General features: G+C 57.8%; 20 protein-coding genes and 1 pseudogene. 16 read left to right on the top strand and 5 right to left on the bottom strand.

Annotated elements, in window-relative coordinates; all coding sequences use genetic code 11:
• The first annotated feature begins 101 nt into the window (after window positions 1-101).
• The 6 genes from F1381_RS17955 to F1381_RS17930 all read left to right on the top strand — a co-directional run bounded on the left by F1381_RS17955 (window position 102) and on the right by F1381_RS17930 (window position 7,453).
• Window positions 102-1,523 (top strand): FAD/NAD(P)-binding protein, encoded by a 1,422-nt coding sequence (locus F1381_RS17955; protein ID WP_151736204.1) that lies wholly within the window; start codon window positions 102-104, stop codon window positions 1,521-1,523.
• Window positions 1,524-1,840: 317 nt separating this feature from the next.
• On the top strand, window positions 1,841-3,676 hold the full coding sequence (locus tag F1381_RS17950; RefSeq protein ID WP_151736203.1) for a UbiD family decarboxylase: 1,836 nt from the start codon (window positions 1,841-1,843) through the stop codon (window positions 3,674-3,676).
• A 104-nt stretch (window positions 3,677-3,780) separates the two neighbouring features.
• The gene (locus F1381_RS17945; RefSeq protein ID WP_187355426.1) at window positions 3,781-3,960 is read left to right on the top strand and encodes a hypothetical protein; all 180 of its coding nucleotides are present in this window, start codon (window positions 3,781-3,783) and stop codon (window positions 3,958-3,960) included.
• A gap of 193 nt (window positions 3,961-4,153) precedes the next feature.
• Entirely contained in the window at window positions 4,154-5,116 is a 963-nt protein-coding gene (locus F1381_RS17940) for a carbohydrate ABC transporter permease (protein WP_151736202.1), read from the top strand.
• Window positions 5,113-5,937 carry a carbohydrate ABC transporter permease gene (locus F1381_RS17935; RefSeq protein WP_151736201.1) on the top strand — a complete coding sequence of 275 codons (825 nt, stop codon included), beginning with the start codon at window positions 5,113-5,115 and terminating at the stop codon, window positions 5,935-5,937. Before F1381_RS17940 ends, F1381_RS17935 begins: the two co-directional genes overlap by 4 nt.
• A 142-nt stretch (window positions 5,938-6,079) precedes the next feature.
• Window positions 6,080-7,453, top strand: coding sequence for an ABC transporter substrate-binding protein (locus F1381_RS17930; protein ID WP_425495281.1), 1,374 nt, complete (start codon window positions 6,080-6,082; stop codon window positions 7,451-7,453).
• A gap of 145 nt (window positions 7,454-7,598) precedes the next feature.
• Here F1381_RS17930 and F1381_RS17925 read toward each other — a convergent pair whose 3' ends face one another.
• Both F1381_RS17925 and F1381_RS17920 read right to left on the bottom strand, forming a co-directional pair.
• Entirely contained in the window at window positions 7,599-8,768 is a 1,170-nt protein-coding gene (locus tag F1381_RS17925; protein ID WP_151736199.1) for a glycosyltransferase family 4 protein, read from the bottom strand.
• A 213-nt stretch (window positions 8,769-8,981) separates the two neighbouring features.
• Window positions 8,982-9,995: a zinc dependent phospholipase C family protein gene (locus tag F1381_RS17920; protein ID WP_246188089.1), complete on the bottom strand. Its 1,014-nt coding sequence runs from the start codon at window positions 9,993-9,995 to the stop codon at window positions 8,982-8,984.
• A gap of 202 nt (window positions 9,996-10,197) precedes the next feature.
• Between F1381_RS17920 and F1381_RS17915 the strand changes: the two are divergent.
• Window positions 10,198-10,470: pseudogene (locus tag F1381_RS17915) on the top strand (VOC family protein); the annotation flags it as partial.
• A gap of 259 nt (window positions 10,471-10,729) precedes the next feature.
• Entirely contained in the window at window positions 10,730-12,511 is a 1,782-nt protein-coding gene (locus tag F1381_RS17910) for a methyl-accepting chemotaxis protein (protein ID WP_222850456.1), read from the top strand.
• Here F1381_RS17910 and F1381_RS17905 read toward each other — a convergent pair.
• Both F1381_RS17905 and F1381_RS17900 read right to left on the bottom strand, forming a co-directional pair.
• A complete protein-coding gene (locus F1381_RS17905; RefSeq protein ID WP_151736196.1) occupies window positions 12,494-13,384 on the bottom strand; it encodes an NAD(P)H-binding protein in 891 nt (296 codons plus the stop codon). The genes F1381_RS17910 and F1381_RS17905 overlap by 18 nt on opposite strands.
• 69 nt (window positions 13,385-13,453) lie before the next feature.
• Window positions 13,454-14,263, bottom strand: a complete 810-nt coding sequence (locus F1381_RS17900; protein WP_187355425.1) for an RNA polymerase sigma factor — start codon at window positions 14,261-14,263, stop codon at window positions 13,454-13,456.
• Window positions 14,264-14,604: 341 nt separating this feature from the next.
• On the opposite strand from F1381_RS17900, the gene F1381_RS17895 reads away from it, so the two are divergent.
• Window positions 14,605-15,186, top strand: a complete 582-nt coding sequence (locus F1381_RS17895) for an ATP-dependent Clp protease proteolytic subunit (protein WP_151736194.1) — start codon at window positions 14,605-14,607, stop codon at window positions 15,184-15,186.
• A gap of 811 nt (window positions 15,187-15,997) precedes the next feature.
• On the opposite strand, the gene F1381_RS28590 is transcribed toward F1381_RS17895, so the two are convergent.
• Window positions 15,998-16,225: a hypothetical protein gene (locus F1381_RS28590; RefSeq protein ID WP_222850455.1), complete on the bottom strand. Its 228-nt coding sequence runs from the start codon at window positions 16,223-16,225 to the stop codon at window positions 15,998-16,000.
• Window positions 16,226-16,311: 86 nt separating this feature from the next.
• Between F1381_RS28590 and F1381_RS17890 the strand changes: the two genes are divergently transcribed.
• The 7 genes from F1381_RS17890 (at window position 16,312) to F1381_RS17860 (ending at window position 26,500) form a co-directional block, all read left to right on the top strand.
• Entirely contained in the window at window positions 16,312-16,932 is a 621-nt protein-coding gene (locus tag F1381_RS17890) for a TetR family transcriptional regulator (RefSeq protein WP_246188088.1), read from the top strand.
• Between the two features lie 45 nt (window positions 16,933-16,977).
• Complete coding sequence (locus F1381_RS17885) at window positions 16,978-19,449, top strand: MMPL family transporter (RefSeq protein ID WP_151736193.1); 2,472 nt, start codon at window positions 16,978-16,980, stop codon at window positions 19,447-19,449.
• Between the two features lie 544 nt (window positions 19,450-19,993).
• Entirely contained in the window at window positions 19,994-21,637 is a 1,644-nt protein-coding gene (locus F1381_RS17880; protein WP_246188087.1) for a helix-turn-helix domain-containing protein, read from the top strand.
• A 156-nt stretch (window positions 21,638-21,793) separates the two neighbouring features.
• Window positions 21,794-22,801: a FecCD family ABC transporter permease gene (locus F1381_RS17875; protein WP_151736192.1), complete on the top strand. Its 1,008-nt coding sequence runs from the start codon at window positions 21,794-21,796 to the stop codon at window positions 22,799-22,801.
• The gene (locus F1381_RS17870) at window positions 22,798-23,841 is read left to right on the top strand and encodes a FecCD family ABC transporter permease (RefSeq protein ID WP_151736191.1); all 1,044 of its coding nucleotides are present in this window, start codon (window positions 22,798-22,800) and stop codon (window positions 23,839-23,841) included. The genes F1381_RS17875 and F1381_RS17870 overlap by 4 nt, the downstream gene beginning before the upstream one ends.
• 47 nt (window positions 23,842-23,888) lie before the next feature.
• Window positions 23,889-24,635, top strand: a complete 747-nt coding sequence (locus F1381_RS17865) for an alpha/beta hydrolase (protein WP_151736190.1) — start codon at window positions 23,889-23,891, stop codon at window positions 24,633-24,635.
• Window positions 24,636-25,300: 665 nt separating this feature from the next.
• The gene (locus F1381_RS17860; protein ID WP_151736189.1) at window positions 25,301-26,500 is read left to right on the top strand and encodes a saccharopine dehydrogenase family protein; all 1,200 of its coding nucleotides are present in this window, start codon (window positions 25,301-25,303) and stop codon (window positions 26,498-26,500) included.
• Window positions 26,501-26,513 lie beyond the last annotated feature (13 nt).

Genomic DNA, 26,513 nt, shown 5'->3' with positions numbered 1-26,513 from the left:
CTGCCATGTTCGTTCAAAAAACACCGGCAACAAGATATAATATGGCAAAACAAACGTCAGAAAGCACAAAACAGGGGTTACCCGGAAAGGTCTGAGGAACGATGAGCCTGGAAGCTTTGACCGAACAAGTGCAAACCGATCTTTCCTATCTGGCCTATGGCGGACCGGACTGGGTGCGGCCGCTGGAGCACTGCGACGGCCATGTATATGATGTGGTCATTGTCGGCGGCGGGCAGAGCGGCCTCGGGGCCGCTTTTGGCCTGCTGCGCGAGCGGGTGTCCAACATTCTGGTAATCGACGAGAATACAGAAGGACTGGAGGGTCCATGGGAAACCTATGCCCGGATGGTTACGCTGCGCACGCCCAAGCATCTGACTTCGATTGATTTGGGGATACCGTCGCTCACCTTCCGCGCCTGGTACGAGGCGCAGCACGGAGCTGCCGGCTGGGAAGCGCTCGGTAAAATCCCCCGCAGAGACTGGATGAGCTATTTGCGGTGGTACCGGCAGGTACTGAAGCTGCCGGTGCTGAACGAGGTGACGCTGGAGCAGATTGAACCGCTGGAGCCGGGGCTCCACCGGCTGCACATCGCGGGTGAAGGTGCTCCCCTGCAGCAATTGCTGGCGCGCAAAGTCGTGCTGGCAACCGGCATCCAGGGCGGCGGCGAGTGGCATGTGCCTGCGCTGGTTGCCGATCATGTGCCGAAGCACCTGTACGCGCATACTGCAGAGGCGATCGATTTCGCCGCGCTGCGGGGGCGTAAGGTCGCCATCCTCGGCGGCGGCGCCTCCGCCTTCGACAATGCCAACCATGCGCTGTCCGCAGGTGTGGCTGAGGCCCATGTTTTTGTCCGCCGGGAGCAGCTGCCGTGCATCAACCCGATCCGCCAGATGGAGGTTTCGGGTATGATTGAACGGTTCCACACATTAAGCGACGAAGACAAATATGCGGTGATCTCGCATTTCTTCCGGTATAATCAGCCCCCGACCAACGATACGTTCAGCCGCGCCGCGGCCTGGCCGGGCTTCCGGCTGCATCTGGGCTCGCCGTGGCAGCGGGTGCGGACGCAGGAAGCGGGAGCCGTGGTCACGACGCCGAAGGGGGAGTTCGGCTTCGATTTCCTGATCATCAGCACCGGGCTGCTCAGCGATCCGGGCCTGCGGCCGGAGCTGTCGCTGGTGGCGGCGGATATCGCCCGCTGGGGCGACCGCTACCGCGCCCCGGCGGATACGGCGAACGCGCTGCTCGACGCGCATCCGTATCTGTCCCCCGGGTTTGCCTTGCAAGGCAAGGACGATGCCGGGCAGAAACGGCTGCACGGGCTGTTCGTCTTCAACTACTCCGCGCTGGCCAGCTGCGGGCTGTCCGCCTCGGCCATCTCGGGCATGCGCAATGCGATTCCCAAACTGGTGGCCGGAGTAGCCGACCAGCTGTTTACGGATGACCGGGAGGCCATCCTGCAATCCTTCTTTGCCTATCAGGAGGTGGAATTCACCGGCAGCTGGCCGGCGGTCGAGGTTTAAGGAAGAACTGAAGGAGCTCTGCCCGGCGTTTATCGCGGGCGGGGCTTTTTATTATGCCGGGGCAGAAGTGCGCTCTGGATAGTAGATAGTGGAGAGTGAAGAGTGAAGGGTTACTTCCGTACACCATAACCTGCATCAATCCGGCAACTGTACACGGCAACCACTGACAGTGTGTCCCGTTTCGACTGACAGTGTTCCGTTTTCGACATATTGCATCCCCTGCCCGGTTCCTCTTCCGCAGGCGTGCCGTTGACCTTGGCTCCGCTCTCATTGATAATAAAGAGGTTCATATTTCTTCTGCAGATTGGAGCAAGGTGATGGGATACCGCAATTTGGAGGAATGCATTGTCGATTTGGAGAAGCACGGCCATCTGATCCGGATCCGGGAGGAAGTTGACCCTGACCTGGAGATGGCGTCCATACATTTGAAGGTTTATGAGGCCGGGGGGCCCGCTATTCTGTTTGAGAAGGTAAAAGGCTCGAGATACCGCGCAGTGTCGAATCTGTTCGGCACGGTGGAGCGCAGCAAGTTTATTTTCCGCGATACCTGGGATTCTTCCCAGGATGTCATCGCGCTGCGCAGCAATCCGATGAAGGCGCTCAAGCAGCCGTTCAATTATATCGGCACCGGGCTGGCCGCTAGAAGGGCGCTGCCGCTGAAGAAGACGGGCGGGCTGCCTGCGGACTTCGAGGAGATCAGCATCTCCGAGCTGCCGCAGATCAAGTGCTGGCCGATGGACGGCGGTGCCTTTGTGACCTTGCCGCAGGTGTATTCCGAGGACCCGGACAAGCCGGGCATCATGAATTCCAACCTGGGCATGTACCGGATTCAGCTCAGCGGCAATGAGTATGAGGTGGACAAGGAGGTCGGCGTCCACTATCAGATCCACCGCGGCATCGGCATCCACCAGGCCCATGCCGTGAAGCGCGGCGAGCCGCTCAAGGTGAGTGTCTTCATCGGCGGACCGCCGGCGCACACGCTGTCGGCTGTTATGCCGCTCCCGGAAGGGCTGCCCGAGATGACCTTCGCCGGCTTGCTGGCCGGACGGCATTTCCGCTACAGCTATGTAGACGGGTATTGCATCAGCAGCGATGCTGATTTTGTGATTACCGGCGAGATCTATCCGGACGAGACGAAGCCGGAGGGACCGTTCGGCGATCATCTCGGCTATTACAGCCTGGTTCACCCGTTTCCGGTGATGCGTGTGCATAAGGTCTATGCGAAACGGGGGGCGATCTATCCCTTTACCGTGGTCGGACGGCCGCCGCAGGAGGATACCGCCTTCGGCGAGCTGATCCACGAGCTGACCGGCGGAGCGGTGAAATCCGAGGTTCCGGGTGTGAAGGAAGTGCATGCCGTGGATGCTTCCGGTGTGCATCCGCTGCTGCTGGCGATCGGCAGTGAGCGCTATACGCCGTACCAGAAGCTGAAGCAGCCCGCTGAGATTCTGACGATTGCCAACCGGATTCTCGGAACAGGCCAGCTCAGTCTGGCGAAGTATCTGTTCATTACAGCCGAAGAGGATCAGCCGGTCAGCACGCATGACATCGCCGGCTTCCTGGCTTATGTTCTGCAGCGGATCGATCTGCGCCGGGATATCCATTTTCAAACCAACACCACCATTGATACGCTGGATTACTCCGGTACGGGGATCAACAGCGGCAGCAAGGTGATCTTTGCGGCGGTCGGCGAGCCGAAGCGGAGTCTGTGTACGGAAGTGCCGGATGCGCTGGACAATGCGCAGAACTTCGGACCGGCGGCGCTGGTCATGCCGGGCGTGGTGGCTCTGCAAGCGCCGGCGTTCACGGACTATGCTGCAGCCGAAGCGGAAATCGGGCGCCTCGCGGCCGACATTGCGCAGCAGGGTCCGCTTACCGGCTGCCCGATGATTGTGCTGTGCGACGACAGCAGGTTCCTGAGTGCCAGCCTGAGCAATTTCCTGTGGGCGACCTTTACCCGCAGCAACCCGTCGCATGATATTCACGGGGTGAACAGCCGGATACAGCACAAGCACTGGTCCTGCGACAACGTAATTATCGATGCCCGGATGAAGCCGCATTCGGCCCCGCCGCTGCTTCCCGACCCGGCAGTCGAGGAGCGTGTACAGCGGATGTTCGCGCCGGGCGGAAGCCTGAGCGCATTGAAGCGTTAAGCGGTGAGCAATGAACGGAGGCTTGTAACGACACCGTTTGGCGAAGCTTACAGGGCTATCTTCCCGGCAGCAAACAGCAATTTATGCTTTTAATTATTTAATACATGGTGCTTCAGGGGACGGATCTGGCATCATGGCGGCTGCTGGAGCGGCTGAAGCTGCGCCGGGAAGGCTTTTTCCGGGAGACTGGTTACTTTAAGACAGACGCGGCCGGCCGGCCGAAATGGCATGACACCTACGCTTACGGCGTATTGGCCCCGGAATGGCTGGAGCCGGCTGAATAATACGTGCGGAGACCTTGTTGAGCAATCAATAAGGCCTTTTTTTTGTTTAAATTAATACTTATTTAACAATTTTTATATAGTTTAACTCCGCTTTAGCCTTCCCCTGACGTTGCGTTGACATCGGCGGTTTACACTGGCAGAGGTAGTCCAGGTAAGATAATCCAGATCGATGATTACGTGGGAGGTCCCGCCGATGAGTGAGCTTGAGCAAGCCATACCGTTATCCCGTCCAGAGTCCCGTACTGTTCCGGCAGTGCGCTCCCGCCGCTTGTCCCTTCACCGGCTGAAGCTGCGCGAGCAATTGCTGGCCTACCTCTTTCTGGCCCCTTCGCTGGTATTATTCGGCGTATTTCTATTCTATCCCCTGCTCCAATCCGTTTACCTGAGTCTGCACAGTACCGATCCGGCCGGCCGGATTGCCGGTTTCATCGGGTTCGACAATTTTGCGGCCTTGCTGTCATCCGGGCTATTCCTGAAAGGCATAAAGGTGACGGCCATGTTCACGCTGCTGACCGTGCCCGCCGGTATTCTGGTCTCGCTGGTTCTTGCCGTACTGACCCGTCATCTGCTGCGCGGCAAGCGGGTGTTTCAGCTGATCTTCTCGCTGCCCGTGGTGATGGCTGTCGGCTCGGCCGCGGTCATCTGGAAATTCCTGTTCCATCCGACGCTGGGGATGCTGAATTACCTGCTGGAGCTGGCCGGACTGCCGCCCGTGGCCTGGCTCATTAATCCTGATACGGCTCTGCTGTCTGTTTCGCTGATGACCGTCTGGATGAACCTCGGCTTCAATTACATCATGCTGTCAAGCGGCCTGCTCGGTATCCCGGAAGAGCTTTACGAGAGCGCGAGGATGGACGGGGCCGGAGGCAGCACCCTTTTACGCCGAATTACGCTGCCGCTCCTCTCGCCGACGCTTTTCTTCGTACTGGTGGTATCGGTGATCGGAGCCTTCCAGACCTTCGGGCAAATCAACATTCTGACTGCCGGCGGACCGATAGACAGCACCAATGTGTTTGTTTATTCGATTTACCGCGAGGCCTTTGTCAATTTCCGCTTCGGGATGGGCAGCGCCCAGGCCCTGCTTTTATTTGTGGTCATTCTGCTGCTGACGCTGATCCAGTTCAAATGGGTGGAAAAGAAGGTGCATTATCAATGAATATCCGCATCCAAAAGCAGCTCCTGCGGGTTGTCATTCTGGCTGCAGCAGCCGTGCCGGTGCTGTATCCCGTGCTGTACAGCTTCTTCATGGCGGTAATGACGCCGGAGGAAGCCAGCGCCTACCCTCCGTCCCTGGTGCCGCACAGCTTCCGCCTGGATAACTTCCGCGAGGTGTTCGCTACCGTTCCGATCGCTACTTTTATCGGCAATACGTTTCTCGTCTCGGCCATCGTCATGCTTGGCCAGCTGATAACGGCCAGTCTGGCGGCATACGCCTTTGCGCGGATGAGCTTCCGGGGCAAAAGCCTGATGTTCGGTCTGTTTATGGCAACGATGATGGTGCCGTGGGAAGTGACGATGATCCCCAATTATATGACAGTGCGCAGCCTCGGCTGGCTCGATACGTACATGGGCCTGACCGTCCCGTTTCTGGCGACGGCCTTCGGCACCTTTCTGCTGCGCCAGTTCTTCCTGCAGGTGCCGCTGGAGCTGTTCGAGGCGGCGCGGATGGACGGCTGCGGCCATGTCCGCTATTTCCTGCAGCATATGCTGCCGTTGGCAAGACCGGCGCTGGGTACACTGGCCGTGTATTCCTTCCTGAACATGTACAATGCCTACCTGTGGCCGCTGCTCATTACAAGCAGCAAGTCGATGCGCACGGTGCAGATCGGCATCTCGATGCTGGAATTTCAGGAGGCGACCTCCTGGAATCTGGTCTTTGCCGGAATAACGCTGGTGCTGCTGCCGACGCTGCTGCTGCTGGTGTTTGGCCTGAAGCAGCTCGTGCGCGGGATGGCTGCCGGAGCGCTGAAAGGGTAGGTTTGCAGCGGTAAAGCAATTCGTCCATGTCCTTAAGGACCGGGCGATGAATACCAATAGATGCTTATCCATTCTACAAACGGGAAAAGGGGAGAACGGATCAATGACAATCAGACGCGCAGGACAAGTGGTGGGGCCCGTAATGCTGGGCTTGATGCTGCTGCTGAGTGCATGCGGCAACAATGCGGAAAGCAACACTAACAGCAATAATCAGGCCGCGAATGAAGGCAAGAATGCGGCGGGTACGGCCGGCAGCGCTGAAGGGACGGTGAGTGCCGCCGCGGCACCGGTCAAGCTGACGTGGTGGCATTCCATGTCGGGTGCCGGGGAGAAGGCGATCAATCAGATCGTGTCGGACTTCAATGCCAGCCAGAGCGCAATCCGGGTCGAGGCGGTATATCAGGGCAAATACGATGAGAGTCTCAATAAACTCAAAGCCTCCATCGGCTCGGACAGCGGTCCGGACCTGATTCAGGTCTACGAAATCGGCAGCAAATTTATGATTGATTCCGGGCTGATTACGCCGGTGCAGCAGTTCATCGATGCGGACGGCTATGACGTGTCGGACCTTGAGCCGAATATTCTCCGGTACTACACCATTGACGACAAACTGAACGCGATGCCGTTTAACACCTCGAATCCGATTCTTTATTATAATAAAGATGCTTTCAAGGCGGCCGGGCTGGACCCGGAGAAACCGCCGCGTACCTTCGAAGAATTTGCGGAAGCGGCTGCAAAGCTCGGCAAGGACGGCAAGGCCGGGGCTTCGATCGCCATTTACGGCTGGTTCATGGAGCAGCTGTTCGCCAACCAGAACGCCGAGTACGTCAATAACGGCAACGGCCGCGAGGCTGCGGCGACTGAGTCACTGCTGGCTTCGGAAGCCGGTGTGAAGACGCTGGAATGGTGGAAAAAGATGGTCGACGAAGGTGTGGCAGCCAACCTCGGCCGCGACACGGATGATACGGACAGCGCCTTTGCCGCCGGACAGATCGCCATGACGCTGAATTCGACAGCTTCGCTGCGCAATATGGTGGAAGCCGCCGGAGACAAGTTTGAGGTAGGAACCGGCTTCCTGCCGAAGCCGGGGGACGCCAAGGATGGCGGCGTAATCGTCGGCGGAGCGAGTCTGTATATCATGAACAATAAACCGGAAGAACAGCAGCAGGCAGCCTGGGAATTCATTAAGTATGTGGCATCGCCTGAAGTCCAGGCCAACTGGAGCGTCAACACCGGCTACTTCCCGATTAACAAAGCCGCTTATGATGAGCAGGTACTGAAGGACAATATGGCGAAATATCCGCAATTCCAGACAGCGGTTGATCAGCTGCACGCCTCCGGTGCTTCGGCGGCAACCTCGGGTGCAGTCATGGGCGTGTTCCCGGAGGCGCGCCAGATTGTCGAAGGAGCGATCGAAGCGGCACTGAACGGACAGCAAACGCCGGAAGCCGCACTGAAGGACGCAGCCGCCCAGATTACGGACAAAATCGGACAGTACAATGCAACCGTGAAATAAGACGCAGATCGGGTGTACAGATAGAGAGGACCGGGCGGATGCCCGGTCCTCTCTATCTGTAAGGAGATGCCGGATAAAGCTGCCCGGAGAAATAAGCGTCCGCGGAAAGAACAGCCGGCCCATAAGGCTAGCGTCCGGACATGCCCTAAGCCGTATGCGCGCCTGCCGGAAGTCCGGCCGCGCGGGCGGCCGCTTTGCGTTCGATCACGTCCGCATAATCGGCGATGAGCCCGTCGAAGACGGACTCCCAGGAGCGGCCGAGCGCCAGCCGCCGGCCTTCCCGCCCCATGGCGGCGCGCCCGTCAGGGTCTGCAGCCGCCTGCATAATCGCCAGTGCCAGCGCCTGCGGGTCCTGCGGCGCGAAGAGGCGGCCGTTCACGCCGGGGGCGACCAGCTCCGGCGCGGCCCCGCCGCCTGCGGCGATGACCGGGAGGCCGGAGGCCATCGCCTCCAGCACGACGTTGCCGAACGTCTCCGTGCTCGACGGAAACACGAACAGGTCGGCGGAGGCGTACAGCTCCGCCAGCTCTTCACCGTGCCTGGCCCCGGTGAAGGTGACATTGTCCGGCGCCTGGGCCTGCAGTTCATGCAGCAGGGGACCGTCTCCCACCACCAGCAGGTGGATACCGGCCTCAGCGGAAGGAGGCAGCAGCCGTATGGCTGAGAGCAGGGTGCCGACATCCTTCTCCGGGGCGAGCCTTCCGACATATAGCAGCACCAGAGGCGCGGTCAGGGCGTAGCGCTCCCGCAGGTCCGCCCTGCGCTTCTCCGGCGAATACAGGCTGCAGTCGATGCCTCTGGACCACAGCCGCAGACCGGTGAAGCCGCGGGCGGACAAGGTGTCAATAGTCTCGCGGGACGGAGCCAGAATGGCGTCGCAGGATTGATGGAACCAATTCATATATTTCCAGTAGAGCGGGACCAGGCGTTTCAGGCGGTAGTAATCCAGGTAACGGTCGAAGTGGGTATGGTAGGAGGCGACATGCGGCAGGCGGAGCTTCCGGGCAACATGCAGGCCGCAAAGCCCAAGATTGAATGGAGTAGCGAGGTGGACCAGGTCGGGACGGAAGACCTTCATTTCGCTTTGGATGGAGAACAGACTGGGCAGGGCCAGCCGGCATTCGGGATACAGGAGAAACGGAATGCTGGTAACCGGACGGACCGGACTGGCACAGAGCTCTTCAGGCCCGGGCTTCGGCGTAAACAGAATGTGCTCGATCCCCCGGCGGTCCAGATGGCCGGTAAGCCGCTTCAGTGTCCGCGAGACCCCGTTGGTTTGCGGAAGATAGGTGTCCGTAAACAAAGCCAGACGCAATAGTATCCCCTCCCGGTAATTGAAAGTCGACACTTTCATCTTAGCTGCCGAGTGTTCGCACGAAGTTAACGCGGCATTAAGCGGGGCAACAGTTTTGCAGCGGCCCGCCGGCAGAATTTACAACCAGTTTATGCATAGCCGCTACTGCGGAGCTCCCGGCAGACGCCGCTTCCGGCAATAATGGGCATGAAATAACCCCACCAAGTGGGGCCTTTACATTGAGGCTGACTCAGGTACTTTGCCGCTCTCCCAGATTGGCTCGGCATACTGATTGCTGAGGTTGCTGCTGCACTCCTTGCCGGTATCATAGGATCGGTCGCCGAGCAGTTGAATGAATTGCTCCCGCCCGGTGGACGTTTCGGCCAGTGTTGTTCCGCCCAGCCAGCCGGCCAGCGCCTGCAGCACCATCCGCCCCTCTTCCAGCGCCTGTTCCCACAGATCCGTCACGCTCTCTGTCCGCACCTCGGAATACAGGGCGGAATGCCGCCACTGCGTATGAGTCTCATTCAAGTAATCCAGGCGTTCTTCCCCGGCAGTAGGGGGATGATAAAAGAGATGCCGCCAGCTCTGCGGCACCAGCCGCTTCTTCCAGCCTCTGGGGTCGAACAGCCATTTCTGGGCCAGCACCATATCGAGGTAGGCTTCATCCCAGAGGTTCTCAGGCAGACGCCCCGTCTCAGGATACCAGGCAGAAACTGTCTCATGCAGGATGTGACGGACGCTGCGCGGGAGATTCCGGCCGACGCTGATCCTGGACCAGGCGGGCTCCCGCCAGGTCTCGAAGTGCCGGAGCTTATGCATGAACACCGTATCCAGCACAAACTCAAACCGCTGATGGTCCCGGTCCCGGTAGCCCGCCTTCCAGTTAATATAGGGGTGAAGATTGCGGTCGAGCAGGTGGTGGGTCAGGAATCCGAGGAAATATTGCTGCGCCTCCCGCTGTTCCTGCCCGTTCAGGCGGAATGTCCGCTCCCAGAACTCCAGCAGTACCGGCCCGCAGTGCGCCGCATGCATCTGATCGCCGAGCCGGATTGCCCGCGTATCCTTGTTCCACGGCCAAAAGCTGTGGTAGAGCAGAAAATCCGGACCCTGACAGCCAAGCTGGTACAGCTTGCCCTCCCCGCCACTGCCGTCCCGGCAGGAGAAACGGTCCTTGAATTCCCCGGCCAGCAGCCGGCCATACTCCAAATGCATCCAGATCCCCGGCACATCCTCCACCTCTTTCACGGTTAGTTACTTTCAGAATACCGCTGTTAGGTCAACGCAATATACAGATTGTTCACTGGATTTGTAATGCTTTGGTTTAAGCGTACTCCCGCCGGGAGCGGATTTCAACTTTGGAGCTTATGGAGTGCCGGGCAGGCAACTATGCTATAATCAGCCTGGGCTGCTGCTTCCTACTTTTATTTCCGAAAGGTGGTTAAAATGCATGGCATTTCAGGCAGGACAGCTGTTTATCAATTTACCGGTCAAGCAGTTGCAGACGTCGATTGACTTCTTTACCGCCAAAACGATTGTGGACGCTTCCACCCAGACAGAGGTCATCACGGCCATCTCGGCTTCAAGCCGGGCGGAGGTGGACGAGCTGGTGAACAAGACGCTGGCCGCCGGCGGCCAGCCCTTCAATGATCCGGTGGACCACGGTTTTATGTACAACTGGAGCCTCCAGGATGTCGACGGTCATTTGTGGGAAGTCATGTATAGGCGGAAAATGGATAGGTACAGGTCTGGACAAGCTTCCGTACGGGGTACGGGGGCTTTTTTTGATGCCGGGCTGTCGGCGGATGTTAACATTTTCGCAACATATTCTTTACATTGCCCATACAAACTCTGGGAGAGCATTTAATATCCGGCTACTAGAATGAAATGGACTAGTAAATTATACCTATCCGAAAGGTAGCAGGCGGGATAGGACGTACTCGGGGGGAATTCTGTTGAAGAAGAACCGGCTTCATCTGTCAATGAAATGGAAATTGATTGCCAGCTTTACCGCCATTACGCTTATTGTTATGAGTGTGGCGCTGATTCAGGGACAGAAGATCAATCAGGTGAAGCAATCCATGGAACGGCAGAAGACGGAGATGGAAAATAGACTTGCAGTGACGACGCTCGGCGGCCTGCTGCAGGAGATCAACAATCTGGAGACTGCGCTGGCCGAGTCCAGTGACGTGGAGCTGGCCGCCGGCCTCGTGGACAAGCAGTCGCAGATCGGGGGGGAACTGGCTAAGGTGTCCTTTGCGGCGGACAGCCCGGCAGCCGGACAATTGCAGCAGCTGCAGGCGCAGGCCGGACAGTACGCCGGGTACATCGAAGAGCTGACGGCCACGATGGAGGATGCCAGCCTCGACCCGCTGACGGTGCTGGAGACGATTGATACGGTACATACGCAAGCGTTGGCGCTGAATCAGGAGATGCTGGCAACGAATGAACAGCTGTATGAAGCGGCCGAAAACAATGCAGAGCAGGCGCAGGACTACTCCTTCCTGCAGCTGGAGGATACGGTATCGGTGGTCATTTACGCTGCGGGCGCCGTATTTCTGTTCACGCTGGCCTTGGGCTGGATTCTCGTTACCTCGTTCCTCTCGCCGGTAAACAAGCTGCAGGCTGCGGTGTCGCGCATCGCCGAAGGCGATTTGCGCCAGCAGATCAATTCACCGTACAATGACGAGCTGGGGAAGCTCAGCCTGCATTTTGACCACATGGCGGCCCGGGTGCGCGGCATGCTGGGACAGACCCGCAGCGCCGCTGCAGAGCTTGCGGACTACTCGAAGTCCTTCCGGGAGGCTTCGGCCGTAACGGCCCATACGAACCGGGATATTGTGCGGGCGGTCCAGGAGATCTCCGCCGGCGCGGACCAGCAGGCCATGCTGACCGAGCGGAGTGCGGGGCTGCTGCATGAAATGAAGGCCGGGGTCGGCGGGATCGCCGACTATACGGGGGTTATGCTCGCTGCCGGCGAAGCCGCGGGCCGCAACACCCGCCGGGGGGCCGAGACGGTTACTGCGCTCCGCGAGCGCTCACGCAGCTCGCGTGCGGCGATCGTGCAGGTGTATTCCGCACTGGAGAAGCTGACGGAACAGTCGCAGGACATTTCACGCATCACCGGTACCATCACGGAGATTTCCAAGCAGACGCATATCCTGGCATTGAACGCCGCCATTGAAGCCGCCCGGGCCGGCGCATCCGGCAAAGGCTTCGGGGTGATTGCCGATGAGGTCCGCCATCTGTCTGAAGAGACGAAACGATCCTCCTCGCATATCAGCGGCATCATCCATGAACTGCTTGAAGGCATGGCCGAGTTCCAGGACTGCATGCTGGAAACCCGGAAAAGCCTCGAAGAGCAGGACCTCCAGGTCACAGAAACGCTGGCTTCCTTCGAGGCGATCGACAGCTCCATCACGGAGATCGGCGGCCATATCGGCCATATCCACTCCAAGGTGGAAGAGACGCGCGGGATCAATATCCGGCTGGAGCAATCGATCCATGATGTCGCAGCAGTGGCCCAGCAGACGGCGGCCGGCGTTGAGGAGGTCAATGCCTCCATTACGCAGCAGGATGCAGTCATCGGCGGCATCGCCGGGCAGGCGGCGGAGATCAGCGATATTTCGCAGCGGCTGTTCCGCGAAATCGATGTGTTCAAGATCGGCGGAGAGGAATCCGACCTGCCAGGCCGGATTCTGCCGCTGGATCAGCGCCGCCGAGCGGAAGAAGAGGAGCCGGTCTTGCTAGCGCTGGCGGAGTGAAGCGGTAAGTTCATGTACCAGCTGCGGGAACCACTCCGCCAGCTTGAGGAAAGCAAAGCCCGCCTTGCGGGCTTTTTCGGTATCCATATACCACGAATCAGGAATGCCGAACGGCGACATATCCTCTTCCGCCGTTTGAGCACGGATGTCCGCCGGGAGCCCGGTTGCCTCCTCAATGCAGGAGATGATTCCGGCAAGAGTAAGCGTCCCGTCCGAGCAGGCATTCACCGGACCCGTGAGGGCGGAGAAGCCGAGCCAGTACAGGAACTCTGCCGCTTCGTCGGAGCGGATCAGGGAAATCTGCGCCTGAAGGTTCGGAATGCCGAGCGGCCGGCCGTTCAGGATATGCTCAATGTGAAAATGCAACCGCCGCGTATAATCGTCGGTGCCGAGCACAATGGGAAACCGGACTGCCGCCGCCGGGAATTCGGTCTGCTGCAGCAGCACCGCTTCGGCCAGGCGTTTGCCCTCCTGGTAGCTGAGCTGCTCCCTGAGGCCCGGGCGCACGACGAGCTGCAGCGGATCGAAAACGCCTTCCGCTAGCGCCTGCGGGCTGGTATCATACACGGATAAGCTTGAGGTCAGAATGTAGCGCCGGGTTGAACCGGCGAAGATCCGTACCGCGGCCATGGCTTCATCCGGGGAGTAGCAAATGTTGTCATAGACAACATCCCACTCCTTGCCCTGCACCGCCGCGGCAAGCTGTGCCTCATCGCTCCGGTCGGCGGTGAGCCGGTGGACCCGGTCACCTAAATCGTCGTGCGCCTGCCCCCTGGTCAGTATCGTCACTAGCGTATTCTCATCCCGGAGCAGCCGCTCCACCAGCCGTTTGCCGAAGAACCGCGTTCCGCCCAGCACCAGAATTCGTCTCACAATAGGTTCACTCCTTTGGATTGAGGTCTCTCACTGTATATCTGGGATGGTTAATTGCGCCTTCCGCCGTTAAGCTGCCATCCGCAGCACAGATTGTGCACCGGTGTAAGCGGCGGACGGCAGGGCGGAGGTATGGAACGCCTGCACAGTGCCTGCGGCGACAGCCATCGTCACGCCATCCGCTTGTTCCCGGCGCAGCAGCTCCAGCATGACCGGCACCTGGCCGGACTCGTAAGCTTTGGCCAAGGCGCTCAGCAGCTCGCGCAGATCCGCTGTCTGCGGAGCCGCCGGGCCCTCCTCCGCCAGTTCCTCCCGCACCTCCCCCAGCATCTGCCGGGCCCGGTGCAGGGCGGCTTTGACCGCGCCTTCACTGGTGTGCAGCCGCCTTGCCGTCTCCGCAGCCGGATAGCCGAGCACATCGCGCAGCAGGAAGACGGTGCGCTGCAGCGGCGTCAGATGCTTCAGCAGCAGCTGGAAGGCCATTTCGCTCTCCGTCAGCAGGCGGTCCGTCTGCTCCTCCACCGGCGGTCCGCTCCGTTCCATTACCCGGCGCAAAGCAATTCTCCGGCGGGCCAGATCAATCCATGTATTCCTGGCGATCCGCAGCAGCAGGGCTTCCGGATTCGGGTTGACGGCGAACTTCTCATAGCCGAGCGCTTTGACCCAGGTGTCCTGGGCCAGATCCTCGGCATCCTGGTTCGAGCGGGTGAGCGACAGGCAATAGCGGTTCAGGGCAGCGGCAAGCAGCCGCAGACGCTGTTCATCCACGCGCTGCTCATCAATGCGCTGCTCATCTATGCGCTGCTCATCTATGCGCTGCCCATCCGTGTGCTGCCCTTCTATGCGCAGCCCTGGACCCGGACGTTTGACATGTTCCATGGTGCCGTGCTCCTTTCGTTCAGCGGGATGTTCCCCTTTATTATATAAACGAATACGCTGCCGGAAAAGGTACGCGCTGCTCCGGAAAATCTTCATAGCCGGATAAGTTGAATTCCAGTTCCAAACTTCCTCTCCGCACTCCTGTCTCCTTCTTTTGTTCAACTTATATAGATTTCCAAAAGTGTACGATCGCTTTTTGTGAATAGGCGTTATTTTATGGAGATGCTTGTGCACAGGCGCTATTTTATGCAGAGGCCTTATTTGCATGCAGCAGCGTATCCTTTTTGCTCCTTCTTCCGTTTACCAAGTGCAATAACCACTATACGCAGGAGGTAAGGGCGATGAATGTGATTCCTTATGTAGTTGATCAGAGTGACAGAGGTGAGCGGTCTTACGATATATATTCCCGGCTGCTGAAGGACCGGATTGTCTTTGTGGGCGCGGCAATTGAGGATCAGCTGGCGAACAGCGTCATTGCACAGCTGCTGTATCTGGCTGCGGAGGACCCCGACAAGGATATTCAGATGTTCATTAACAGTCCCGGCGGTGTTACAACTGCAGGCTTCGGTATTTATGATACGATGCAGGTGATTAAGCCGCAGGTCAACACGATCTGTACCGGTATGGCTGCTTCCTTCGCTTCGCTGCTGCTGCTCGCCGGGGCTACAGGCAAACGGTATGCCCTGCCGAACAGCGAGATTATGATCCACCAGCCGCACGGCGGCGCCCAGGGGCAGGCCAGTGATATTGCCATCAGCGCGCAGCGGATTCTGAAGCTTCGGGAGAAGGTGGTACAGATTACCGCGGAGCGCACCGGCCAGCCGCCGGAGAAGGTTGCGCAGGATATGGACCGCGATTATTTCATGACCGCCGGGGAGGCGCTGGAATACGGGATCATCGACAAGGTCATCACGCACCTGTAAATGAGGACGGAGGAGATGCGCCCGGCAGATTAGAGGCGGAAGAGCCCGGCAAACCACAGCGGATGGCGGGCCCATGCAGAATAATCCGGGAATCAATCAGATGGCCGGGCCCGGATTGAATGGCCCAAGCCAAGGCTCGGGTGGTTAGCCGGGCTTTGGACAACGGGGGGGACAGCATGTTCCGCAAGCATTTGTACTGGGGGATGCTGGCTCGAATTCTGATCGGTAGGGTCCAGCGAGGGGAATCGTACCGTAGTGTATCTGCAGCCCCTGTTGCCGCGTAAACCCAATCACGAGAATTGACTTGTTCGCAGGATTTTACAACATGGCATGAATAAGAGAACCGAGTGCTGAGTCCGGAAGGGCATTGACCCGTTAACTAAACGCTATCGGTCTCCACGACATGGACAGGGGTAACGAAGGAATGTGAGGGCATGGACCCGTAGAGATCTGGGAGGGTGAACCTCCGTGGGCCAAGTGGAGTGTGCAGGATACCTATTGTTTAAAGCACGTTATGCGCTGCTTCTGTTCCTGCATGCCCTTTAGCAGTCCGGCGGCCCAACTTCCACTACAAACCAACCGTTTCCACTATTCCATTGCTATTCCATTGCGATGAAATCCTGCGAATAAGTGAGGATTTGTGAGAAAATCTCTTAAATACGAGGGACGGACCCAGATATACCTATTTTTCATCTGTACGTATTTTGGACTTCCTGACGGACACCAGTGCACTTATATAACCCGGCACCGCTTACATTTGCTGCTTTAGCGGTAATAACGCCGTCGGAGTCCGCTTATCCTGCAGAATCGGTTATTTCGCTGAATTAACGGCGGTGTGGTCCGTTAGCATTGGTTTGTAGAAGTCTTCGGGGTTTTCGTTCGCAACGGTTGCCGGTTTCGGAGCCAAAGCAATCTGGTCGTTGCCGTGAGGCAGCGATTTTTTATGTTTATATGCTTGGACTCCGGCTGGTGATGACATAAATAAAGTGTAAGCGCTTAATAAAATATTGCCCATTGCGCAATTTTGCATTTTGGGCAATAATATCGGAGTGGGCTTTTGAATCGGGCTCAGGATGAGTGATAGGAAGGCTTGTGATCAGGTTAAAGAAGGGAGGAGAACCCGTCTTGTACGATAAGCTTGGCTTGCGTGACAAGAAGCGGAAAGCTACAGCCTATGCCTTGGCGGAGGCTGCATTTGAGCTCGCGCTCGAGCACGGGATGGACGGCTTTGTCGTCGACGATGTCGTGCAGCGCGCCGGGTATTCCAAGCGGACATTCGCCAATTACTTCTCATGCAAAGAAGAAGCGGTGGCCACAGCGGCCGTTACTGCCGAGACTGACCGGCAGGAATATGACGATCTGGTTGCCGGGCTGCCCCAGGACACCTCGCCGCTGGATATTTTATATCATCTGCTTCAGATGCAGCTGGCCGCAGAAATTCTGCATAAGGTGCGCCGGCTGGTTCAGTTGTCCAAAAGCTACCCTGCACTGGAGCCGTATATTCTCAGCGTGTTCCGCGGAATGCAGGATTCGGCGCAGCTGGTGCTGGAGGAATTCTCGGGCGGCCGGTACCCTACTGGCTATACCCATCTTCTGGCCGGGGCAGCCTACGGGGCATTTGTGCCGATTCTCGACGGCAGCCTGAATGTGCTGCTTCCCGGCGAAACGGAAAGTGTGGACCCGCAGGCGATCACGTTCGATCAATATGTGAACTCTACCTTCAGTTACTTGCGCAACGGCTTCTAAGAGTATTGTCTAGCTTCATATACAAAGGAGAGGGAGAACCAACTTATGTCAACATTATTGTACAAATTGGGAAAAAGCGCCTATAACAAGCCGTGGGTTTTCCTTTTCGGCTGGATCGTTGTTCTGGGGGTTGTCATTGCGATGCTCGGCATCAACGGCATTCATTCCAGCTCGGAAATGAAAATCGAAGGCACGGAAGCGCAGAAGGTGCTGGATCAATTGGCGGAAGAGCTTCCGGCCGCTTCCGGCGGACAGGCCAGCGTCGTATTTACGGCACCGGACGGTGAACGTCTGGATACGCCGGAGAGACTCCCCGCTATCCAGAAGGCTGTAAACGATGTATATTCCCTTGACAGCGTGATTAACCCTGCCGAGCTGGCTGCCGCAGCCGGCGCAGACGCAAGCGCCCAGGCAGGTGCTGCCGCTGGCGCAGACGCAAGCGCCCAGGCCGGTGCTGCCGCTGGCGCAGATGCGAGCGCCCAGGCCGGCGCTGCCGCTGGCGCAGACGCAAGCGCCCAGGCCGGAGCTGCCGCCGGCGCAGATGCAAGCGCCCAGGCCGGTGCTGCCGCTGGCGCAGACGCAAGCGCCCAGGCCGGTGCCGCAGACGGAGCTGCAGCAGCAGCCCCATACGGCCCGCTCGTCGTAGACGGCGTTCCGCTTACCGGCGTGATGCTCTCCGCAGATGGCGGTACTGCACTGTTCCAGTTTCAGTTCACGGAGCAGCTGACAGCATTGCCTGAGTCGGTGCCGGATGCGGTGATCGCTGCCGTCACTGCCACCGAAGAGAACGGTACCGGCATTACCGCCATTCCGAGTGAGTCGCTGTCCAGCCAAATTGCGATCGGGTCGACGGAGGTTGTCGGCATCGTAGTTGCTGCCATCGTACTCTTCATGACACTTGGCTCTGTCGTTGCCGCAGGACTCCCGCTGCTTACGGCCCTCCTTGGCGTTGCCGTTAGTGTCGGAGGTGCGTTCGCCATCTCGAAATTTATTAATCTGACCGATATTACGCCGATTCTGGCGGTTATGATCGGGCTTGCCGTCGGCATCGACTATGCGCTCTTCATCGTGAACCGTCAGCGGCGGCTCATTCTCGATGAGAAATTAAGCGCCCGCGAAGCCGCCAGCCGGGCAATCGGCACAGCCGGCAGCGCCGTCTTTTTTGCCGGCTTGACGGTAATTATTGCCCTGTGCGGTCTGCTGATCATCGGTATTGAATTCCTGTCGACCATGGCTCTGGTCGCTGCAGCCAGCGTGTTTGTGAATGTGCTTTTGGCACTCACACTGCTGCCGGCCCTGCTTGGTTTTATCGGAGAGAAAATTGTCTCGCAGAAAATCCGCGACAAGAGCAAAGCTGCCTCCAAAAACGGTTCACGCGGCGGCTTCTCGCTCCGCTGGGCGAAGGGGACAGTGAAGTACCGCTGGCTGATTATCGTCGGCACCGTTATCGTACTCGGTACGGCGGCGATTCCGGCAACCGAGATGGAGCTGGGCATTCCGTCCGGTGCCTCGGCCAATCTGGATACGACAGCCAGACAAAGCTATGACGCCATCACCGAAGGCTTCGGCGAAGGGTTTAACGGTCCGCTGGTGCTCGTTGCCGAGCCGACGGATCCTGCCGGCCACGTCACCATGGAAACGCTGGGGGCCCTCGTTATGGGACTCCAGCAGCATGATAATGTTGCCATGGTATCCCCGATGGGGGTTAACAGCACCGGCACGATGGCGATTATCAGCTTGACGCCGAAGACAGGCCCGACCGATACAGAAACTAAGAATCTGGTGCATGATCTCCGCTCACCTGATTATGAGCTGGCCAAGGCCAGCGGCGTTACGATCGGTGTGACCGGGTTCACCGCCATCAATATCGATATGTCTTCCAAGCTCGCCGATGCGCTGCCGCTTTATGTCGGCATCATCGTAGTTCTGTCGTTGATCATTCTGCTGCTGGTGTTCCGTTCTGTCATCGTGCCGATTAAGGCGACGATCGGATTCGTCCTCAGTATTCTGGCCACCTTCGGCGTTACCACCGCCGTGTACCAGTGGGGATGGCTGCATTCCATGTTCGGCTTCGATACCGGCGGCCCGCTGCTCAGCTTTATGCCGATTCTGGTAACCGGCATTCTGTACGGCCTGGCGATGGACTATCAGGTCTTCCTGGTCAGCTCCATGCGTGAGTCCTACGTCCACGGGCACCGCGGCACGGAGAGCGTTGTTCACGGTTATGAGCTGGCCAGCCGTGTCGTTCTGGCGGCGGCGGTGATCATGGTATCTGTCTTCGCAGGCTTCATCTTTGCACCTGATGCGATGATCAAGCAGATCGGCTTCGCACTCGCCTTCGGTATTCTGATCGATGCTTTCGTGATCCGGATGACGCTGGTACCGGCTGTGATGGCTGTCTTCAAGGACAAAGCCTGGTGGCTGCCAAAATGGCTGGACCGCATGCTCCCGAACCTGGACGTTGAGGGCGACAAGCTGATCGCCAAGCTTAAGGCTGAGGACAGCGCTGTTAAATAGTCAAATAATAATCGAGAGGTCCCGGCAGCCGGTTAAGGCTGTGCGGGGCCTCTTGTTGGTTCACGTGTTCCGGTGCCAACCTAAGTGGATTATCGCAAACTAATCCCGCCTATTAGACGGATTTACGTATGCTAAGTGGAAATCGGCAAACTAAATCATGGATTATAGCTGTTCTGCTGTAAAATCGTCCGAATTAGTGTGCTGTTATCCACTTAGAATTCGTTGAACAAGATAAGTAGGGGAAATAGTTGGCGAAAATCAAACTAGGCAACACGCAATCAAGGCTCAGCTGGTTAAGGGTATGAAGCGCAGCAATTGCATCTCCTAAAAAGGATTGATCGGCTGGCGGGCGGATTCGTGCCCAATACAACATATCGCATAACACCATAACACCATGACACCATGACACCATATCGCCATATCGCCATATCGCCATATCACCAAATCGTATATCGCATATCGCATATCGCCATTGTCATTGAGAACCGTTATCAATTATACTGATGAAAAGAGGTCAGTTCAGTGATGGTGGTGTTATCAGGTAATGGAACAAGTGCTAACGGCTATGGAGACGGAGCGCCGGCTGCAGCAGTGGGAACGGCTCTCCTTCAGGTTATTGTCGGTCCAGGTGCTTAAGGGCGAAGAGGGGGTACGGCTGCCGCAGCAGCTTAACTTCTGTTATGCGCTGATTCTGGTGGCGGGCGGTGAGGTCCGGTTGATTGTGGACAACCGGCAGCATGAGCTGTCTCCCGGCTCTGTGTACCTGTGCATGCCGGAGCAGACGATTGGAACGGCTGCGCCGGCCAGCGGGCTGGATATGTCGATTTTTTATTTTGAGGTATTCGCCGCAAGAGAGGAGGGCGGGGGCTATTATCCCGTGAAGGATGCGGCACTGTTCCCGCCGGATACGCTGCTGTCCGTATTCCCGGCCAAGCAGATTTCGGCAATCTACGGCGAGGTGTTTAAGCTCTCGGGTGATGACAGCCAGCGCATCAGCTTCCGGGCGCAGATTGATTTTCAGGAGCTGCTGTATGCCATCCACGTAAACAGCCGCCGTCAGCCCCGGAATACCGGAACCGCGCTGGATCAGGCTAAGGAATATATAGAAGCGCATTATATGGAGCCTATTACGACCCGGGAGATGGCGCAGGCTGCCGGGCTGAGCCCGAAATATTTCCTGGACCTGTTCAAGAAAAAATACGGCAAAAGCGCAGTCGATTACATTGCCGAGCTGCGGCTTGCGGAAGCCAAGCGGCTGATGGCGGAGCAGGGCAGCAAGCTCAAGGATATCGCCCACCGGGTGGGCTTTGCCGATGAGTTCTATTTCAGCCGCAAGTTCAAGAAGACCATCGGCGTGGCGCCGGCCGTCTATATGAAGCGCCGGAGCCGCAAGCTGGTCGCCTATACGCCGGCGGTGCTGGGCCAGCTGCTGCCGCTGAACCTCATGCCTTATGCTGCCGCGCTGCATCCCAAATGGACGGAATATTATTACCGGAAGTACCGCAACGACATACCGCTGCATATCAGCGCCTACCGCAACAATCAGGAGTGGGAGGCCAACATCGAGCTGCTCCGCCGGGTCCCGGCCGATCTGCTGATCGCCGGCGATGAGCTGGAGGCGGAGGAACGGTCGGCCCTGGAGGAATTGGCTCCTGTGTATTACTGCGGCGAGGCCGGCGGGGACTGGCGGGGGCAGTTTATGCGTCTGGCCGAAGTGCTCGGCGAGCGCTGGCAGGCCGATCAGTGGCTGGAGCACTATGACCGTGAGATCGCCGCGGGCCGGGAACGGCTGCACAGCCGTCTTGCCGGAGAAGCGGTGGTCGTCGTGCGGATGCTGGGCCGCCAGCTTTACTTGCACTGCAACCATGGAATGGCGGGCCTGCTGTACGGGGAGCTGAAGCTAACACCGGCATACCGAAGCGGCTCGGGAACCTATGATATTCCGGTCACGCCTGCAGAGCTCGCTGCCTTGTCCGCCGATCATCTGCTGATGCTGATCCGCAGAGAGAGCGACACGCTGGCGGAGTGGGCGCGGCTGGAGAACGATCCCGCCTGGATGCAGATTCCTGCGGTGCAGCGGCACCGGGTGCATCTCCTCAGCTCAGACCCGTGGCGGGAGCATTCCGCCTACGCGCAGCTGCGGATGCTGCGGCAGACGCTGCAGCTGCTTGCTGCCGATCGTCCATAGATCTTCCGTCTTTTGTCCATGGAAGCGGGCTTTACCCTTCACTATACTCGTAAATGAGAATGATTTTCACTGATTGCGGCGATTAGCAGCCAATCATTGACGGTATAGAAAGGGAGCTGCAGTAATCATGAACAGACCGGAAAAGAAGCAGTGGATATGAAAGTCAACCTGCAAGCCAGAACGGCGCTCCTGCTGCTGGCGGGAATCGCCCTAATCGTTGTTGTATTCGTCTTGTCCATACTGTACGGCTCCAAAGATATTACATACTCCACGGTCTGGAATGCCATCTTTCAGCCCGATCCGGAGAACATCGACCATATCATCATAAGAACTTCACGGATTCCGCGGGTGGCGGGAGCACTCCTGATTGGCGCATTCCTCGCCGTGTCCGGCGCGCTGATGCAGGGGATGACCCGCAACTACCTGGCGTCGCCTTCGATTATGGGCATCAGCGACGGTTCGGTGTTCGCCGTTACGCTGTGCATGGTGTTCATGCCCGGAGCCTCGTCCATGTCGATGATCGGGTACTCGCTGCTTGGCTCCCTGCTGGGAGCTGTGCTGGTCTTTGGAACAGCTAAGCTGCTCCCCGGAGGCACCTCGCCCTTGACGCTGGCGATCCTCGGGACCATTATCGGCACATTCCTCGGCGGGGTCTCCCAGGCGCTGTCGGCCTATTTCCAGGTGTCACAGAATATCAGTTACTGGTATAACGCCAGACTGCATGCGATGGACCCTGAGATTATTAAGCTGGCGATTCCGTTCGCGGTCGCCGGACTCACGCTGGGCCTGCTGATGTCCCGGCCGGTGACGATGCTGTCGCTGGGCGAAGAGACCGCCACGGGTCTCGGGCTGAAGGTGCCGCTGGTGAAGGGGCTAACCATGCTGAGTGTGGTCATTCTCACGGGCATCTCCGTCGCCATCGCCGGCAAAATTGCGTTCGTCGGCCTGATCATCCCGCATATCACGCGGTTTCTGATCGGACAGGACTACCGCAGGATCATTCCGTTCGCCGCCTTCTTCGGGGCGTTGTTCCTTGCGGCCTGCGACCTGATCAGCCGGTTCATCAATTATCCGTTCGAGACGCCGGTCGGCGTCGTCACCGCGATCTTCGGCGTGCCGTTCTTCCTCTATTTAGTCAAGACGAGAGGAGGCGGTAAGGCATGAATAAACATCCGTTGTCGCCGCCGTCCAAGGCGCCGCGTTTCTGGATGCTGTTTCTGGTGATCTGCGGCCTGACGCTATGCGGCATGTACATCAGCTTAACGAACGGCACCTTTGACATTTCTGCCAAGGATGTCGTCCGCACGCTGCTGCGCATCGATCCGGTAGAGGACTACGATCTGGTGATCTTCGATTTCCGGCTGCCGCGCATCGTGTTAGGCGCGCTGGTGGGCTTCGGCCTCGGCATTGCCGGGGCCGTACTCCAGGGCATCACCCGCAATACGCTGGCGGACCCCGGCATCCTTGGCATTCATGCCGCCGCCGGAGCGTTCGTTGTGATCTTTATGTTCTTCGCAGCCGGGTCGATGGAAGCTCCCGGCTGGGTCCAGGTGCTGTCGATGCCGCTGCTGGGCTTCATGGGCGGCCTGGCCGCCGTGGTTCTGCTGTACCTGTTCGCCCGCCATCAGGGTGAATTTCATCCCCAGCAGCTAATTCTGGTGGGGATCGCCCTTGGCTCCGGCTTCGGTGCGGTCACACTGTATGTGTCACTGAAGATGGACCCGCAGAACTTCGAGATGGCCACCGTCTGGCTGTCCGGCAGCGTGTACAACGCCACCTGGCAGCAGATACTCTCCACGCTCCCGTGGCTCCTGATCCTCACGCCGCTGGTCTGGCGGCGCGCCGCCGTGCTGGATCTGCTGCAATTGCATGAGACCAGTGTCAAAGGAGTGGGCGTCAACGTGGGCCGGGAGCGGCAGATTCTGCTGCTCTGCTGCGTCGGCCTCATCAGCGCCTGCGTGTCGGTCTCCGGCAGCATCGGCTTTGTCGGGCTGATCGCGCCGCATATTGCGCGGCGGCTGATCGGGAACGCCTATAAATACATCGTTCCGTTATGCGGCGTCATCGGGATGCTGATGGTAGTCGTCGCCGATTTTATCGGCAAAACGGTGTTTGCACCGGTCGAGCTGGCTGTCGGCATCGTGCTCTCCATTATCGGGGTGCCTTACTTCATCTGGCTGCTGCTGCGCACGCGGGCCAGATAATGCATCTTAGTAGTCAGAGCATAAGGGAAGGAAGAAAGGTAGAGGCGATGAACGGGAGAATGAAGCGGGAAGAGATATCGGGACGGAGTATTACCGTTTATACGCCGCCTTCCTATGGAAAGGCAGGCATGCGGTATCCGGTAGTATACCTGCAGGATGACGGCGATATGATGAAGGACACCTTCAATTACTTGGAGCATCTGTTTCTGTCACAGCGGCTGCCGGAGCTGATCATGGTCGGCGTATGCCCGCAGGAGCGCAATCATGAATACACGCCTTGGCCGGCTCCCCCGCTGCGTCCGGGGGCTCCCGGCTTCGGCGGGAGAGGCGCGGATTATGTGCAGGAGCTGGCGCTTACGCTGAAGCCCGCGATAGACCGGCGCTATGATACACTCCCCGGTGCGGAGCATACGGCGATCATCGGCGGTTCACTCGGCGGGCTGGTTGCCCTGCACGCCGGGTATCTGTATCCGGGGGTGTTCGGACGGCAAGGGCTGCTGTCCGCATCCTTTTGGTACGAGGGAGTTCTCGAATATATGGGCAGCCATATCCTGCCGGAGCGGGAGCGACGGATCTACATGTATGTCGGCGAGCTGGAGGGCTGCTATAAGACGAATGTACAGAAGGAAATGGTCCCCAATACCCGCAAGGCCCGTGCGTTGCTGCTGGAGCAAGGGTTTGGAGACGATAAGCTGCTGTTTGAGACCCATCCGGAAGGCACGCATGATACGGTGTTCTTCAGCCTGCATTTTCCGCGGGCGCTGCTGTGGCTGTTCGGACAGGCGACATCATAACGAACGATCGAGGGCCTTTGGCGCCGTTTTTGGCAGCCGGAGGCTTTTTCTGATTTATATTGCTGGAATTGGACTTCCAACTGAAATTGGAGGAAGAAAATACCTATACTTTTACACTCATCTATCGGCCGCACCCTCCCTGCTTACTAAAGCTATAGACCGGCAAGCCATCATGTATAAAAAAGCGTGTGCTCCAGCTGATGATTGCCGGGGAAACGGGACAACCTAATCACATGAGAACGATTGAGATCTGCCTGAACGGGTAAAGGGTGGTAGCAGAGCCTTTCAGGCGAAAGACGGGCAAACGCCTTGCAGCCGTGTGCTCTGTGAAATAATTTAGTAGGAAGCCGGTTTCGCTTGTGTTACAATTGTCTAGTTGTCCAAAAATGCGGAATCTTCTGCTGCCCGTCTGCTCAGCCGCCGGAAACTATTCGGAGAAAGCGGAGGAAAACGGAGCATTCCAGTGCATTTCCGTGGGTTCAAGAGTATGAAGCGGAAAAATTGCAGATTTTACAGTCTCGTCAGCAATTTTTGTCGGTTTTTATTGATTTATTGCGAAGCAGGCTGTATAATCAGCCTTGTTGATTTTTGCAGGGCGGAATTGGCATGTCTTGCCTGGACCCCGTTCTGTACGACGGATTTCTTAACTTAGGGGGTTATCAATTTTGGGAAAAGCGTTAATTATTGGCGCTGGCGGTGTAGCTAGTGTTGTTGTGCACAAGTGCTGCCAGAACCCGGATGTATTTGAAGAGATTTGCATTGCAAGCCGCACCTTGGCGAAATGCGAGGCTCTGAAAGATAAATTGGCCGGCGGCCAAACGAAGATTTCTACTGCTCAGCTCGATGCGGATAATACGGACGAGGTAATTGAACTGATCAAGAGCTTCCAGCCGGATGTCGTGATTAATGTCGCTCTCCCATATCAGGACCTGACCATTATGGACGCTTGCCTGGCAACGGGAGTGCACTACGTGGATACCGCCAACTACGAACCGCAGGATACGGCGAAGTTTGAATATTCCTGGCAGTGGGCTTACAAGGAAAGATTCGAGAAGGCCGGAATCACTGCGCTGCTCGGCAGCGGGTTTGACCCAGGTGTGACCGGTGTGTTCACCGCTTATGCGCAGAAGCATTATTTTGACGAAATCCACACGATTGACATTGTTGACGCCAACGCCGGTGATCATGGTTACCCGTTCGCAACCAACTTCAATCCTGAGATTAATATCCGCGAAATTACCGCCAACGGACGCTACTTCGAGAACGGTGAATGGGTTGAGACTGCGCCGCTGTCCGAGAAGAAGGTCTACGATCTCCCGGAGATCGGTCCGAAGGACATTTACCTGCTGTATCATGAAGAGCTGGAATCCCTGGCCAAGAATATTAAAGGCGTAAAGAAAATCCGCTTCTGGATGACCTTCTCGCAGAACTACCTGACTCACCTGAAGGTGCTGGAGAATGTCGGCATGACTTCGATCGAGCCGATTATGTACGAAGGCAAGGAGATTATTCCTTTGCAGTTCCTGAAGGCGATTCTGCCTGACCCGGCTTCCCTTGGACCTAGAACCAAAGGCAAGACGAACATCGGCTGCATCATTCAGGGCACGAAGGACGGCCAGCCTAAGACTTATTATGTCTACAATGTATGCGATCATGAGGAATGCTATAGAGAAGTCGGCTCCCAGGCCATCTCCTATACCACAGGCGTTCCTGCAATGATCGGCGCTATGCTGATTATCAAAGGCATCTGGAAGAAGCCGGGCGTATACAACGTCGAAGAATTCGATCCGGACCCATTCATGGATGCACTCAACAAACACGGACTGCCTTGGCAAGAAGATTTCTCGCCAACGCTGCTCGACTAGGGCCTGCCCATGA

The organism is Paenibacillus tengchongensis, from assembly GCF_008973665.1.
Taxonomy (GTDB): domain Bacteria; phylum Bacillota; class Bacilli; order Paenibacillales; family Paenibacillaceae; genus Paenibacillus_AQ; species Paenibacillus_AQ tengchongensis.
This window is presented reverse-complemented; position numbering and strand designations above follow the sequence as displayed.